At 57.9% G+C, this 14,013-nt stretch carries 13 protein-coding genes; 6 read left to right on the plus strand and 7 right to left on the minus strand.

Annotation, left to right across the window (positions count from 1 at the left end; genetic code table 11):
* The first annotated feature begins 57 nt into the window (after positions 1-57).
* Both K6118_RS07540 and K6118_RS07545 read left to right on the plus strand, forming a co-directional pair.
* Positions 58-903 (plus strand): DUF417 family protein, encoded by an 846-nt coding sequence (locus tag K6118_RS07540; protein WP_247119628.1) that lies wholly within the window; start codon positions 58-60, stop codon positions 901-903.
* An 80-nt stretch (positions 904-983) separates the two neighbouring features.
* A complete protein-coding gene (locus K6118_RS07545) occupies positions 984-1,880 on the plus strand; it encodes a hypothetical protein (protein WP_247119629.1) in 897 nt (298 codons plus the stop codon).
* 78 nt (positions 1,881-1,958) lie between these two features.
* On the opposite strand, the gene K6118_RS07550 is transcribed toward K6118_RS07545, so the two are convergent.
* Genes K6118_RS07550 through K6118_RS07560 form a run of 3 tightly spaced genes read right to left on the minus strand, consistent with a single transcriptional unit; the run spans position 1,959 to position 4,363 of the window.
* Complete coding sequence (locus tag K6118_RS07550) at positions 1,959-2,429, minus strand: GNAT family N-acetyltransferase (protein ID WP_247119630.1); 471 nt, start codon at positions 2,427-2,429, stop codon at positions 1,959-1,961.
* Complete coding sequence (locus K6118_RS07555) at positions 2,426-2,875, minus strand: DNA polymerase III subunit chi (RefSeq protein ID WP_247119631.1); 450 nt, start codon at positions 2,873-2,875, stop codon at positions 2,426-2,428. Before K6118_RS07555 ends, K6118_RS07550 begins: the two co-directional genes overlap by 4 nt.
* 21 nt (positions 2,876-2,896) lie before the next feature.
* Positions 2,897-4,363 (minus strand): leucyl aminopeptidase, encoded by a 1,467-nt coding sequence (locus tag K6118_RS07560; RefSeq protein ID WP_247119632.1) that lies wholly within the window; start codon positions 4,361-4,363, stop codon positions 2,897-2,899.
* 234 nt (positions 4,364-4,597) lie between these two features.
* On the opposite strand from K6118_RS07560, the gene K6118_RS17510 reads away from it, so the two are divergent.
* The 4 genes from K6118_RS17510 (at position 4,598) to rsmA (ending at position 10,061) form a co-directional block, all read left to right on the plus strand.
* Positions 4,598-6,805: an LPS-assembly protein LptD gene (locus K6118_RS17510; RefSeq protein WP_247119633.1), complete on the plus strand. Its 2,208-nt coding sequence runs from the start codon at positions 4,598-4,600 to the stop codon at positions 6,803-6,805.
* 83 nt (positions 6,806-6,888) lie between these two features.
* Entirely contained in the window at positions 6,889-8,184 is a 1,296-nt protein-coding gene (locus tag K6118_RS07570; RefSeq protein WP_247119634.1) for a peptidylprolyl isomerase, read from the plus strand.
* Positions 8,185-8,196: 12 nt separating this feature from the next.
* Positions 8,197-9,204 (plus strand): 4-hydroxythreonine-4-phosphate dehydrogenase PdxA, encoded by a 1,008-nt coding sequence (pdxA, locus tag K6118_RS07575; protein WP_247119635.1) that lies wholly within the window; start codon positions 8,197-8,199, stop codon positions 9,202-9,204.
* A complete protein-coding gene (gene rsmA / locus K6118_RS07580; protein WP_247119636.1) occupies positions 9,201-10,061 on the plus strand; it encodes a 16S rRNA (adenine(1518)-N(6)/adenine(1519)-N(6))-dimethyltransferase RsmA in 861 nt (286 codons plus the stop codon). The genes pdxA and rsmA overlap by 4 nt, the downstream gene beginning before the upstream one ends.
* Here the strand turns inward: rsmA and gmk are convergent.
* From gmk to fabF, 4 genes are all read right to left on the minus strand, one after another.
* A complete protein-coding gene (gmk, locus tag K6118_RS07585; protein ID WP_247119637.1) occupies positions 10,058-10,714 on the minus strand; it encodes a guanylate kinase in 657 nt (218 codons plus the stop codon). The genes rsmA and gmk overlap by 4 nt on opposite strands.
* An 11-nt stretch (positions 10,715-10,725) precedes the next feature.
* Positions 10,726-11,613, minus strand: a complete 888-nt coding sequence (locus K6118_RS07590) for a YicC/YloC family endoribonuclease (protein WP_247119638.1) — start codon at positions 11,611-11,613, stop codon at positions 10,726-10,728.
* A gap of 75 nt (positions 11,614-11,688) precedes the next feature.
* Positions 11,689-12,636 carry an endolytic transglycosylase MltG gene (mltG, locus tag K6118_RS07595; protein ID WP_247119639.1) on the minus strand — a complete coding sequence of 316 codons (948 nt, stop codon included), beginning with the start codon at positions 12,634-12,636 and terminating at the stop codon, positions 11,689-11,691.
* Positions 12,637-12,736: 100 nt separating this feature from the next.
* Positions 12,737-14,008 carry a beta-ketoacyl-ACP synthase II gene (fabF, locus tag K6118_RS07600; protein ID WP_247119640.1) on the minus strand — a complete coding sequence of 424 codons (1,272 nt, stop codon included), beginning with the start codon at positions 14,006-14,008 and terminating at the stop codon, positions 12,737-12,739.
* Between the last annotated feature and the right edge of the window lie 5 nt (positions 14,009-14,013).

Below are 14,013 nucleotides of genomic sequence, written 5' to 3' on the forward strand. Positions count from 1 at the left end.
CGGAAGCGCTTTATCGCCTTATGACCCGCGAGGGATTAGCCTAAACCGGAGCCTTTCATGCTGACGACCCAGCCGCACCTTGCGCCCACGTTCGCCTTTACCCGCTTCTTCACCACAGCGTCTTTAGCGACCGTGTTTATCTGGTTCGGCTTGATGAATTTCACCGGCACCAGCGCCGCCAACGTCGAACACTGGATGGGCGGACACATATTCCTCCACCAGTTTAAATCGAACATGAAGATACTGATGTATCTTCTTGGTATTGCTCAGATTTTAGTCGGCCTTATTATCGCCCTGCACAGCGTACCCGAACGGACACGCCGCCTTGCCCTGTGGGCGATTATCGCCTTCAGCATCGGGGCGCTCAGCTTCATGCTCACCAACCCCGTTTGGGTCGCGAGCCTCGGCGGCTTCCCCGCGATCGGCGCCGGGCAAGGGCTGATAAAGTATATCACCGTGATCGGGGTGGCCCTGTGGGCGCTTCATAACCGCCACGCCGAAACCGTGATCCTGATCGGGCTTATTCTCGTCCTCGGCTGGATCGGCGCGATGAAATTCACCGCGCATGAGGCCCACGGCATCCTGCCGCTCCTGAAATCCAGCCCGGCCTTCAGCTGGCTGCTCACTGGCGGCTTTACCGAACGCAGTGCCTCGAACCTGATCGGCGGCATTGAAATCGCGACGGCCGTCCTGCTAACCGCGCGCTATTGGAACGACACGCTTTATGGCTTCGGGCTGTTGTTTGCGGTCTATACCTTTGCTGCAACGATCAGCTTCCTCGTCACCTATCATGGTGCCTGGACGGGTGCCGGCTTTCCCTACCTCACATCGGCAGGGCAGTTTCTGGTGAAGGATTTCCTGTTGATGGCAGGCACGCTAATCCTCGCCTGCGAGCGCAAATGAAGACAACCCCAAATTTTAAAAGACAATCTATGTAAATAAGCGTAGCTTCTTCACCTCCAATATCTTTGGAAGGTGCGAATATGTCACGTGACCGGATTGAAAACTTACCCTTCACAACTTATGACTTGGTCGGGTACTTGGTACCTGGAAGCGTTGTTGTTTTAATTTTCTTCTTACATAACAACTTTTTCAGCAATTCTCTCTCTTCAATGCTGGAGAAAGGAAACACAGCCTTTCAAGTAATTGCATTTTTAATATTGTTGATTCTGTCCTACGTAATGGGACATGTACTCTCCTATTTGTCTTCGGAGGTATCCGAAAAATTCATTGTTCGTTCTTTGGGCTACCCCACTGTCTATCTCATGGGGAGAAGTTATGCTCCTCTTGATCAAGCCAAGCAAAAAAAGACTGCAGGGGCCAGAATTAGAAAAAATATTATGGATCAACTGTACGGGGGTGGCTTTGGCTGGCGCGGCCCTTGGTTCACACGAGCCATATTTATTTTTCATATAGTTCTTCTACCCGTAATTCTTGGCTCAATGCTTTTAGGCTTTGGATTTTATACTGAGCCGCTATCTCCCTGCGTCGTAAACGAATGCAAAAAGCGCTTCACAAAAATTTGGCCAAGCTATTCAAACTATATAAAAGAGCAAAATGGGGATTGGTTTTCTCTGCTGTCGTACTACACGTTGAACAAGTACCCATACGTTGCCCCTAAAGCATACAACTATGTTGTTTTATATGGGTTTTTGCGGTCTTTTCTTTTTCTTGGAACCATAGTGTGCTGGCTTCTCGTCTTTGATCTAATGTTCGATTGTCTCGACTTTCATGATCACACGAAATACCTTGGAGGCACTGAGTGGGCATTAATATGCTTCTGGTTATTTACCTGGATTATCGGCATGGCGTATTGCAAATTTTATCGGAGATATTCTCGAGAAATTATCTCATCCTTCGCAGCATTAAATGCTCCGTAAGTTAACGTTAAATTTTAAGATTTAACCGATTAACCAAGAACGAACGTGTAGACCTAGGTGCGCGAGCGCAAGTAAGGTTCAGGCGTCCGCCTGAACCAGCCGCCGGTACATATCCGGATCGACGATTTCCATCAGGACGTCCGGGCGCGTGACCGGCTGAAAGCCGACCTTGGCATAAAGCTTGTGCATATCGCGGGTCGCCAACATGCGGCGGCGCAGGCCCTGAAGGTCAGGATGCGCCATGATGACCTGCATCAGCCATAGACCGAGACCATGCCCGCGCTGGCTTTCATCGATATAGACGTCCCCGAGATAGGCGAAAGTCGCATAGTCGGTGATCATGCGCGCACAGCCCACCTGCCCGTCCGTCTCATGGAACAGCCCAAACGGAAGCGAGTTCAGGAATGCCCGCTCCATGGTCTCATACGGAATGCCGGGTGACCAATAGGTGGAGGCAAGCCAACCATGCATGCGGTCGAGGTCGAAATCGGCAAGATCGGTGGAAACATAATATGGCAGGCTATCGTGCCGGGCGTGTGGCGCACTCATGCCTTCTGCTCCCAGCCGCCCATTTCACGCTGCTGCCAATAGCTCAGCTCGGCGTCCGTTTCCTTGAAGTTCTTCCAATCCGCCCGCGCCTTGGCGACAATGTCGTCATTGCGGCCATCGAACATATAGAGGCAGCGGTCGTATTTCATCACATCCGGGCTATCGACCGCATCCACGAGCACCAGCGCCGTGGCGCTGTTGGGATTTTCATCCGATGTGGTGAGGTAAAAGGTCTGCGCGTCCGCGTGTTTGCAGCCTTCGATATCATGGGGCAGGAAGCTTGCGGGATCGTAATCCCACAAGACTTTATCCATGGTTTCCATCAAGCCGCGATCCGGCAGCTTGATGACGGCGTTGAGGCCAGCCGACTGGATCCGCTCCAGAAGCTTTGGCAGCGCTTCTTCAAGCGACTGCCGCTGCAAATGGTAAAACCGGATCTCCGTCACGCTGACCTCGCCTTTTCAGCCTTAGCTTTCGTAATGCTCGGCAACCATGCGGTCGAGCAGGCGAACGCCGAAGCCGGTGCCGCCTTTTTCGCAAACCGCAAGGTCCTTGTCCGACCAGGCCATGCCTGCGATGTCGATATGCGCCCACGGCACATCGTTGGTGAAGCGCTTCAGGAACTGCGCCGCGGTGATCGAACCAGCCGGGCGGCCACCGATGTTCTTCATGTCGGCAATCGCGCAATCGAGCATTTTGTTGTAGTTGTCATGAAGCGGCATGCGCCACACCTTGTCGCCGGTCACGGTGCCCGCGCTGGCGATACGCTCAGCAAGCTCATCGCTATCACTGAACAGGCCAGCATGCTCATTGCCGAGCGAAATGATGATGGCCCCGGTCAGCGTGGCCAAATCGACCATGAACTTCGGCTTGAAGCGGTCCTGCGTGTACCAAAGCGCATCGGCAAGCACCAGGCGGCCTTCGGCATCGGTGTTCAGAACTTCGATGGTCTGGCCCGACATGCTGGTGACCACGTCACCCGGACGCTGGGCGTTGCCGGACGGCATGTTCTCAACGAGGCCAACGACGCCAATTGCGTTCACCTTGGCTTTACGCCCCGCCAGCGCCTTCATGAGGCCGGTCACGGTGCCTGCACCGCCCATGTCCCATTTCATCTGTTCCATGCCTTCGCCCGGCTTCAGCGAGATACCGCCGGTATCGAAGGTGACGCCCTTACCGACGAAGGCGATCGGCTGGTCGTCCTTGTCGGCGCCGTTCCAGCGCATGATGGCGAGCTTCGATTCTTTTTCCGAACCCTGGCCAACCGCCAGCAGCGACCCCATACCGAGTTTCGTCATCTCGGCTTCGCCAAGAACCTCAACATCGATGCCCAGCGCCGACAGCTTGCTGATTGCAGCGGCAAAGCTTTCCGGGTACAGGACGTTCGCGGGCTCCGACACCAGGTCACGGGTCAGGAACACGCCGTCGATAACCTTGTCTCGTACGGCATAACGGTCATCGGCATTCTTGTCGGACGTTGCAATGGCAACGGCCTTCAGCGTCGGCTTCTTGTCCGCGGTTTCCTTGGTGCGGTATTTGTCGAACCGGTAGGAGCGCAGGCGTGCACCTTCAGCGACGACAGCAGCGTCAACACCGTCGGCATCGGCGAAGATGGTCGCGCTTTCGCTGCCCGCCATCAGAAGCTTGGCAACAGCGGTGCCGCCGATGGTCAGGCTATCGGTTTCGGCCATCTTGTCACCGTCACCCAGGCCGATGAAGAGGACCCGGTCAACCGAAAGGCCTGCGGGTGCTACAACTTCAAGCGTCTGGCCCTTGGCGCCGGTGAAACGCGATACGTCGGCAGCTTTCTTGAGCGCACCGGAGGTCGCAGCATCCGCCTCAGCAGCAGCACCGCTGAAGGCTTTGTCCTTGGCAACCAGGAAGACGGCTGCGCCCGAAGACGGAAGCGCGGTGCCAGTAAATGAAATCTGCATGGGGGTCCCCTTCTTATTGTATGAAATCCTTACATCCGACCCCGCACACGGGGGATCGGCAGTCCGAAACTAATGCCTCTAAATGCGCGCGAGCGCAAGCGCCCTCCCCCCGAAATCGCCACAATTTTAAGGGAGATCACGATCAAATATATGATGGTGGACGCGTAAGGTCATTGCAGAGGGGCGTGCCAGCCGCTATCAAGTCACAAATATCTAAGGGCTAGGTGTCTAATCGTGCCACGAAACTTCACTGCTGATCGTCTGAGCATAGCGCTTGCCGCCTTGTGTTTCACAACGGCGCTGACCGCCCCGTGCCTGGCTGTTCATGCCGACGATTCGGCAACACACGCAGCGCCAGAAAGTGAAGACCAGATCGAGCTTACCGCCGACCAGTTGAGCTATGACGCACAAACTGGCGATATCGTCGCCCGCGGTCGCGTGCAGCTTGTCCGGGACGGCTATGTCCTGAAGGCTGGTGAAGTCCGCTATAACCAGAAAACCGGCCATGCCGAAGCGTCTGGCGCCGTAGAGCTGACGGCCCCGGGTGGTGAACGCATCTTGTCCCCGCATGTCACGCTTGATGACAAGCTGACAAAGGCCTTCGTCGAAGATATCCGCCTCGTGATGCAGGACGGCGCCCAGGCCCGCGCGAAAAGCGGCAAGCGCGACGGAGACCGCATCACGCTCGACCATGCCGTCTATAGCCCGTGCAAAGTGTGCGACGAAAAAGGCTATAAGGAACCGCTGTGGCAGCTAAAAGCCGTGCGCGTGGTGCATGACCGCAAGAAGCACCGGCTTTATTATAAAGATGCCTCGCTGGAAATCCTCGGCATTCCGATCCTGTGGACGCCTTATTTCTCACATCCTGATCCTACAGTGAAGAAGGCCAGCGGCTTCCTGCCGCTTGAGTTGCAGACCAGCAAGGATCTCGGCTTCGTTGTCGGCCTGCCCTACTATCAGCTGTTCAACGACAGTCAGGATATGACGATCACGCCGATCCTGACCACCAAGGAAGGCCCCGTCCTGGCGACAGAGTACCGGCAGAACCTTGGTTTCGGCCAATTCATGGCGGACGGCAGCATCACGTCCACGAACACCAACGGCACGCGGGGGCATTTCCGCTCGAGCGGCGTGTTCAACCATTCGAAACGCTGGCGCTCCACCTATCAGGTAGCGTGGGCGTCGGATGACACCTACCTGCGGCGCTACGGATTCTCGACCGCCGATACGCTGATGAGCCAATATAAGCTCGAAGGTTTTTATGGCGCGTCCTATATCTCGGCACGCACCATGGCGTTCCAGGGCCTGCGCCTTGAAGATGTCGCCGGCAAGACAGCCTATGCCCTGCCGCTTATCGACGCCGAATATGTCGCGCCTTTCAAGCCGCTCGGCGGGACCTTCCGGGCAACCGGCAACCTGCTGGCGCTGCACCGCAGCTCCGGGCTCGATACCCAGCGCATTTCGGTTTCGGCTGACTGGCAGCGCCGCTGGATCACGCCCAAGGGCTTCGTCCTGGACGTTGACGGCCTCATCCGTACCGACGCCTATCATTATAGCGACTTGAGCGCCCCGGATGACCCTGCCTTCCTCGGCAGCTACACAACGGCGACAGACACCAACACCTCGAGCGACGTGCGCACCCTGTCGCGCCTGACCGGCACCTTGAGCTGGCCCCTTGTCAAACTGATGCAAGGTGGCAGCCAAACCATTGAGCCGATCCTGGAAATGACGGTTTCCCCGGCACGGGCGAATGCTGCCATCCCGGTCGTTGAAGACAGCCGGGCGTTCGAGCTGACCGCGCTCAACCTATTCTCAAGCGAGCGTGCCGCAGGCTATGACCTTTGGGAGGACGGCTCCCGCCTGACCTATGGCCTGCGCTGGCGCTATGACGGCAGCGACCTGCACGCCCGTGTCATGGTTGGCCAGTCCTGGCGTATATCCGGTAGCAATGTCATCCTTGCCCAAGGCACCGGCCTTGAAGGCACCATGTCCGATTTTGTCGGCCAGACAGAGATTTCCTACAAGGATTGGCTCGACATCGACCACCGATACCGGCTGGATGACAAGACCATGGCCTTCCGCCGCAATGAGGTAAATCTGCGTATCGGCTCCAAAGGCCGACACTTTTCCGTTGGCTACTTCAAACTGGACCGCAGCCTCAACTTCATCAACCGGGAAGACCGTGAGGAAATTCGCGGCAACGCCCTTTTCACCATCGATAACAGCTGGCAGCTTTATGGCGGCCTGACCCAGCGCCTTAAAGGTGCCGTTATTAACGGTGTTAGTGAAGGCGCAGGTAGCGTCGACTATAATTTTGGTGTTACCTACATCAACGAATGCATCGAATTGGGCATCAGATATAAACGTTCCTTCACCAAAGACCGGGACATTGTGCCGGGGACGTCCCTTCTGTTCACCGTGAAATTAAAGAATTTGGGCTAGTGCATTGCCTCGAAAGCGTCTAAAAGGCTAACCATATTGGGGCGGAAGCGCAGCTGAAACGAGAGTGTAAACGAAGTTAGAGCATGGCGAGAATTGTAGAAAAAGCAAAGAGTTGGGTTTTATTGGGGGTATTGGGGGCGTGTCTTAGCCTGGGGGTAATCCCAAGTTTGACGCCAGTTCTCGCGCAGCAGCCCATAAACGGTATTGAAGTTCTGGTAAATGACGAACCGATTTCGAGTTTCGACATCAACCAGCGGCTCAGACTGGTTATCGCGGTCTCCGGCGGCGTTAAATCCCAGCAAGAATTCCTGAAAGTGCGAAAGCAGGTCATCCGCTCGATGGTGGATGAACGCCTGCAGCTTCAGGAAGCCAAGAAAAATGACGTGAAAGTTGACAACGCTCAGCTTGAAGAATTTTTCGCCCGCCGCGCCAAAGGCCTAGGCCAAACGCCCGAACAATTCGAGAAAGCGCTTAAGCAGATCGGCTCCAGCAAGAAAACCATGCTGGACCAGATGCGCGCCGAGCTGGCCTGGTCACAGCTTGTCCAGGGCAAGCTTGGGCCGTTCGTCAGCGTGTCCGACGAAGAAGTTGACGCCTTTATCAAGCGAATCCGCGAAAACCGCGGCAAGTTTGAATACCATCTGGCTGAAATCGTCCTGCTCGTTGACAGGCCTGACCAGGAAGCCAGTGTCAAAAACAACGCAGAAGAACTGGTGAAACGTATCCGTGGCGGCGCTTCCTTTCCGAACATCGCACAGCAGCTTTCCGCCTCCTCGACCGCTGCGGTTGGGGGCGATATCGGCTGGATCACAGGTGATGACATCACTGGCCCTTATGAAACGGCTGTGAAAACCGTTCCTGTCGGCCAGATCTCGGACCCGATCCGGACACCGGGCGGCTATGTCATCATCGCCGTGCGTGACCGCCGCCGTGTCCTGACGGCCGATCCGCTTGATGCCCAGTTCGACCTGAAGCAGCTGGCCTTGGGCAAGGATAAGGTTGCTGATGAGGCTGCCGCCAAGAAATTCGAAAGTGTTGTCGCCAATCTTCATGACACCGCCACCAAGTGTGATGCTATTGCCGATCTCGCCAAAAAGTCCGGTGCTGACGGCCCGCAAGACATCGGCACGCTGCGCTTGCGTGACCTGCAGGGCAATGTCCGTTCCCAGATCAAGGACCTGAAGGCCGGTCAATCGACTCCGATGATGAAGATGGAGGACGGCTGGCGTGTGCTGACCGTTTGCAGCCGCAAGGAGCCGCAGGTCCAGGAACCGGACTTCGACAGCATCTATAACCAGATCGAACAGCAACGCCTGTCCATGATGGCCCGCCGTTATTTGCGGGACCTGCGCCGCGACGCAATCGTGGACTACCGCTAAAAGGCACGCTTCATGACAAAGGCCCCAGCCTCCGCCCCGCTGGCCCTGACAATGGGAGACCCCGCGGGCGTGGGGCCGGAACTGGCCGCACGTCTGTGGCAGGACCGGGATAAGCTAGCCCTGCCGCCATTCGTCTTTATCGGTGCGCCTGAAGCCCTCACCGCGGCTCTTCCCGACGTGCCGTACCAAGTTCTGGACGATGTCAGCGAAGCCGCAGAGGTCTTCGCCAAAGCTATCCCCGTTCTCGCGGTCCCGGTCCCAGCGCCTGTCGTCGCGGGGGAAGGCAACCCGGCAAACGGGAGCGCCGTTATCAATGCCATCGATAAAGCCGTGGAACTCGCCCGCGCGGGTGCCGTTTCCGCCATTGTCACGGCACCGCTGCATAAGGCACTCCTCTATCAAGCCGGCTTCACCGCCCCCGGCCACACCGAGTATCTGGCGCGCCTGTGCGATCTGCCGGATGATGCATCGGTCATGATGCTGGCGACTGAAGGCCTGCGCGTGGTGCCTGTCACCATTCATATTGCGCTCAAGGACGTGGCCAAGAAGCTGACGGCAGATGCCATCATCCATGCAGGAAGGGCAACCGCCGCCGACCTCCGGGACCGCTTCGGCATCAAGACCCCGCGCCTTGCCGTGGCCGCGCTTAACCCGCACGCGGGCGAATCCGGCGCCATGGGCATGGAGGAAGCCACCCATATCCAGCCGGCTATCTGGGCCTTGAAGGACGACGGGATTGACGTCACCGGCCCCCTGCCCGCTGACACGCTCTTCCATGCCGATGCCCGCCAAAACTATGACGCCGTGCTGTGCATGTATCACGACCAGGCGCTGATCCCGCTTAAGACGCTGGATTTTTGGGGTGGCGTGAATATCACGCTTGGCCTGCCGATTATCCGGACATCACCCGACCACGGCACTGCGTTTGACCTTGCAGGCAAAGGTATCGCCCGCACGGACAGTATGCTCGCCGCGATCCGCATGGCGGCCGAAATGGCGACCACGGAGGAGCAAGCATGACCGACACGCTGCCGCCGCTTCGTGAGGTCATTCGCGAATATGACCTGCGCGCCAAGAAGAATTTCGGCCAGAACTTCCTTCTGGACCTCAACCTCACCAGCAAGATCGCCCGCATCCCCGGCGATATTTCCGATAGCGTCATGTATGAGGTCGGCCCTGGCCCCGGCGGCCTGACGCGCGGGCTTCTCATGTCCGGCGCGAAGCGCGTTGTCGCGGTTGAGATGGACAGCCGCTGCCTGCCCGCGCTCGCTGACATTTCAGCGGCCTATGACGACCGTCTGACTGTCCATAACGCCGACGCGCTTGAGGTGGACGAACTAGCGCTTATCAACCCTGAACCGGGTGAGAAGCTGAGGATCGCCTCCAACCTGCCTTACAATGTCGGCACCATGCTGCTGATCAAATGGCTGACGCTCGATGAGTGGCGGCCCTGGTATGCCTCGCTCACGCTGATGTTCCAGCGCGAGGTGGCGGAGCGCATTGTTGCGGGGCCCGGCACCAAGGCCTATGGCCGCCTGTCCGTGCTGGCACAGTGGCGCGGCAAGGTCCGGATCGCGCTCAATGTCCCCGCTGCGGCCTTTACGCCGCCGCCCAAGGTCGCAAGTGCGGTCATCCATTTCGAACCAATGGACCCCATTGACCCCACCGTGAAACTCAGCGACCTCGAACTGGTGGTCGAGCGCGCCTTCAACCAGCGGCGCAAAATGCTGCGCGCCAGCCTCAAAGGGCTTCCCGTGGATGCGCTGGCCCTTCTGGAAAAAGCAGGGATTGAGCCGACCCTGAGGGCCGAAAATATCAGCGTGGCAGACTTTGTCCGCCTCACCCGCTGTTTTGCCGAGATGAAAAGCCAGGCTTAAGCCCGGCTTTCCGCATCATCGATAAGCTTGCGGGCAAATTCCGCGATCCCGGTCTGACGGCGCCGGCGCTTGCGCTCGGCTTGCAGGATGGTCTTCAGTTCCGCGAAAGTCTCATCCAGGTCGTCATTCACCAGAACATAGTCATATTCGTTCCAGTGGCTGATCTCACTGCCCGCCTGCGCCATACGCTTGCGGACGGTTTCATCGCTATCCTGCGCCCGGGTGTGCAGGCGGCGTTCCAGCGCATCGATGCTCGGCGGCAGGATGAAGATACGCACAAGATCCTGAGACGCATTCTGTTCCAGCTGCTGGGTGCCCTGCCAGTCGATATCGAACACAACGTCCTTGCCCTGGTTCAGCGCGTCCTGCACCGGACCGCGCGGTGTGCCGTAGCGGTTCTCGAACACGACGGCATGTTCCAGCAGTTCATTATGTTCCATCATCTCGCGGAAGCGGTCATGGCTGACGAAAAAGTAATCCTTACCGTCCACCTCACCGGGCCGCGGCTCCCGCGTGGTGGCGGAAACGGACATGACCATATTGCCTCCCTCTTCCGCCAGAAGCCGGCGCGTCAGGGTGGTTTTTCCGGCGCCCGAAGGCGACGACATCACAAGCATCAAACCCCGACGGGCATGGATCGTGTTCTCAGTCATATATGGTCCTGCTATTCGATATTCTGAATTTGCTCACGGAATTGGTCGATCAGGACCTTCAGGTCAAGTCCAATTTTCGTCAGCACATTATCGCCGGACTTGGAACAGAGCGTATTGGCCTCACGGTTGAATTCCTGACACAGGAAATCGAGCCGGCGGCCGACAGGTTTATCTTCAGCCAGAAGCCTGCGGGCTTCCTCCACATGGCTATCGAGCCGGTCCAGCTCTTCCTGCACATCGGCTTTCACGGCCATAAGCGCCACTTCCTGCGCGAGCCGCTCTTCAGAGACCGGTTTGTCATTCTTCGCAAGCTTGGCCAGCTGCTGGCTGAACCGCGCCTGCATCCCTTCGAGCCTGTCCCCGGCGGCGGCCCTCGCCGCTTTGGCCAGGCGCTCAATATCGGCGAGTTGGCCTTCGAGCACTGTCTGCAGCCTTGCCCCTTCTTGGGCGCGGGCGGATTTAAGCGCATCGAGGAGCTCATCGAAACTTTTGCTCAGATCCGCCTCAAGGGCAGCCTTCTCATCTTCGTCCATTTCACGGGTGGTAACGTCAACCACCCCTTTCACTGCCAGCAGACCATCAAGCCGGGCCGGTTCAACGCCGGGCCGGTGAGTATATTTCGCAGCGAGCGCCAACAGCGCTTCCAGCCGCTCCTCATTGATGACCAGTGCACCTTCATCGCCATCTATGCTGACGGACAGGGTTACGAAAACAGACCCGCGAGTCAGATAGTCGGCCGCCCGCTTCTTGATCGTCAGGTCAAAGCCATCGATAAGCCCCGGCAGCTTGGTCCGGACTTCAAGGCCCTTGTTGTTGACGCTTTTGATTTCCCAGTTCCAGCGGCAACCAGCCCCTTCCCCTGCTGCGCGGGCAAAGCCTGTCATGCTCATCAGCGCCATAGAGTGTCCCTTTCCTCAAAATAATGCCGGACTATAGCCGCAAGCCATGCAGCGTTGCACGTCTTAATCGGCCCTTTAGCGCCTTTTTTGCTGGTGGTGCCGCCAGCGGGCGACGTTGCGGTTATGGGCCCTCAGGGTACTGGCAAAAGCGTGTCCCCCGGTTCCATCAGCCACGAAATAGAGATAATTCACATCGGCTGGGTGCAGCACGGCTTCAAGCGCGGCTTTGCCTGGGTTGGCAATCGGCGTCGGCGGCAGGCCCGCAATACGGTAGGTATTATAGGGCGTCTCTTCACGGAGGTCCGCACTCGTCAGCGCCCGGTCGAGCGGAAGACCGCCGGTGAGACCGTAGCTGACCGTCGGGTCGGACTGCAACCGCATTCCCTTTTTCATCCGGTTGACAAAAACGGCAGCCACCAAGGGCCGCTCGGACGGCACGCCGGTTTCCTTCTCAACGATTGAGGCAAGAATAAGCGCCTGTTCCGGGTCCTCGAACGGCAAATCTGCAGCCCGTGTCTGCCACAGGGACAGGAGTTCTTTGTTCATCGCCCCCTGCATCCGGTGGACAAGCGACTTGGCGTTATCGCCGCGCTCATAGAAATATGTGTCCGGCAGCACAGACCCTTCCTTGATCGAGACATCGTCCCCACCCTCAAGCCCGAACGCCGAGGAGAGAAGCGCCTTCACCTCAGCCGCAGACAGACCTTCCGGGATAACCAGATGGCGCTGATACCGCTCCTGCTTCTGGATTTTGCTGAGGACATCGGTCAAGCGGGTGCCGGGGGCGATTTCATACTCACCAGCGTAGAGAGAACGCTCGAGACCACGCAAGCGGACCGCCGCCTTGAATTGCCACGGCGCCCGGACCAGGTCGTCACGCGCGGCCTGATAAGATGCCTTCAGGAGGCCCGAGCCTGATGGGATATAATAATAGACCGTCTTCTTCGCCGGGATGGGACTATCGCTCACATACCGGACGATGCCAAACCACAGACAAATGCCAACAGCCGCATACGCGGCCACTAGCACTATCCCAATGAAAAACCGGCTTCGGATCATGCCCCTAGCCTATCAGGCGTTGGGGCCGGTCCAAAGCCGGTCTTTATTATCGGAGTAGCGAAAATTAGTCGCCGTTGTATTCCCGCACCACTAGGGAAGCGTTTGTACCGCCGAAACCAAAGCTGTTCGAAAGAGCGGCTTTCACTTTGCGTTCCTGCGCAACCAGCGGCACCAGGTCAATACCGTCACAACCTTCGGCGCGTTCATGCAGGTTCAGGGTCGGCGGAACGACTCCTTCATTGATGGCCTTGATGCAGAAGATGGCCTCCACAGCCCCCGCGGCACCCAGCAGGTGTCCGATCGACGATTTGGTCGAAGACATGGCAACCTTGTTGGCCGCGTCACCCAGAAGGCGTTTGACCGCGCCGAATTCAATCGGGTCACCGACCGGCGTCGAGGTGCCGTGCGCATTGATATAATCCAGGTCTTCAGCGTTCAAGCCGGCCCGCTTGAGAGCGGCCTGCATGGAGCGGAAACCGCCATTGCCATCCGGCGCAGGTGCCGTGGCGTGATAGGCATCGCCCGACATGCCGTAGCCGACAATTTCACCATAGATTTTAGCGCCGCGCTTTTTCGCGTGCTCAAGCTCTTCCAGGATTACAATGCCCGCGCCTTCACCCATGACGAAACCGTCATGACCTTTGTCCCACGGACGGGACGCTTCTTCCGGCGTGTCGTTATATTTGGTCGACAGCGCTTTGGCCTGGCTGAAACCAGCGTAGCCGATGCCGCAGATCGAAGCTTCGGTACCGCCTGCAACCATGACATCCGCGTCATCCAGCGCAATCAGACGGGCCGCATCACCGATGGCGTGCGCGCCGGTCGAACAGGCGGTGACAACCGCATGGTTCGGGCCCTTGAAACCGTATTTGATCGAAACGTTGCCGGACGCGAGGTTGATGATGGAGCCTGCGATGAAGTGCGGACTGACCTTGCGCACGCCGCGCTCATTGAGCACGAGCGACATATCCGAAATCCACTTCAGGCCGCCGATGCCCGCACCGATCATGACACCGGTCCGCAGGCATTCTTCCTCGCCCGGCGCTTCCCAGCCGGAATCCCGGATGGCTTGCGTCGCCGCAGCCATGCCGAACAGGATGAAAGTATCGACGCGGCGCTGTTCACGCGCATCCATCCAGTCATCCGGGTTGAATGTGCCCTCAGTGCCGTCACCCAGCTTAACTTCACAGCCAATTTTGCAGGGGAAGTCAGTGGTATCGAACAAAGTTACCGGCCCAGCACCGGAGCGGCCTTCAATAAGGCGATTCCAGGTCTCATCGACGCCGCAAGCGAGCGGCGACACCATGCCCAAACCTGTCACTACTACACGTCTCATCGGTC

This window comes from Kordiimonas marina (genome assembly GCF_023006325.1).
GTDB lineage: Bacteria > Pseudomonadota > Alphaproteobacteria > Sphingomonadales > Kordiimonadaceae > Kordiimonas > Kordiimonas marina.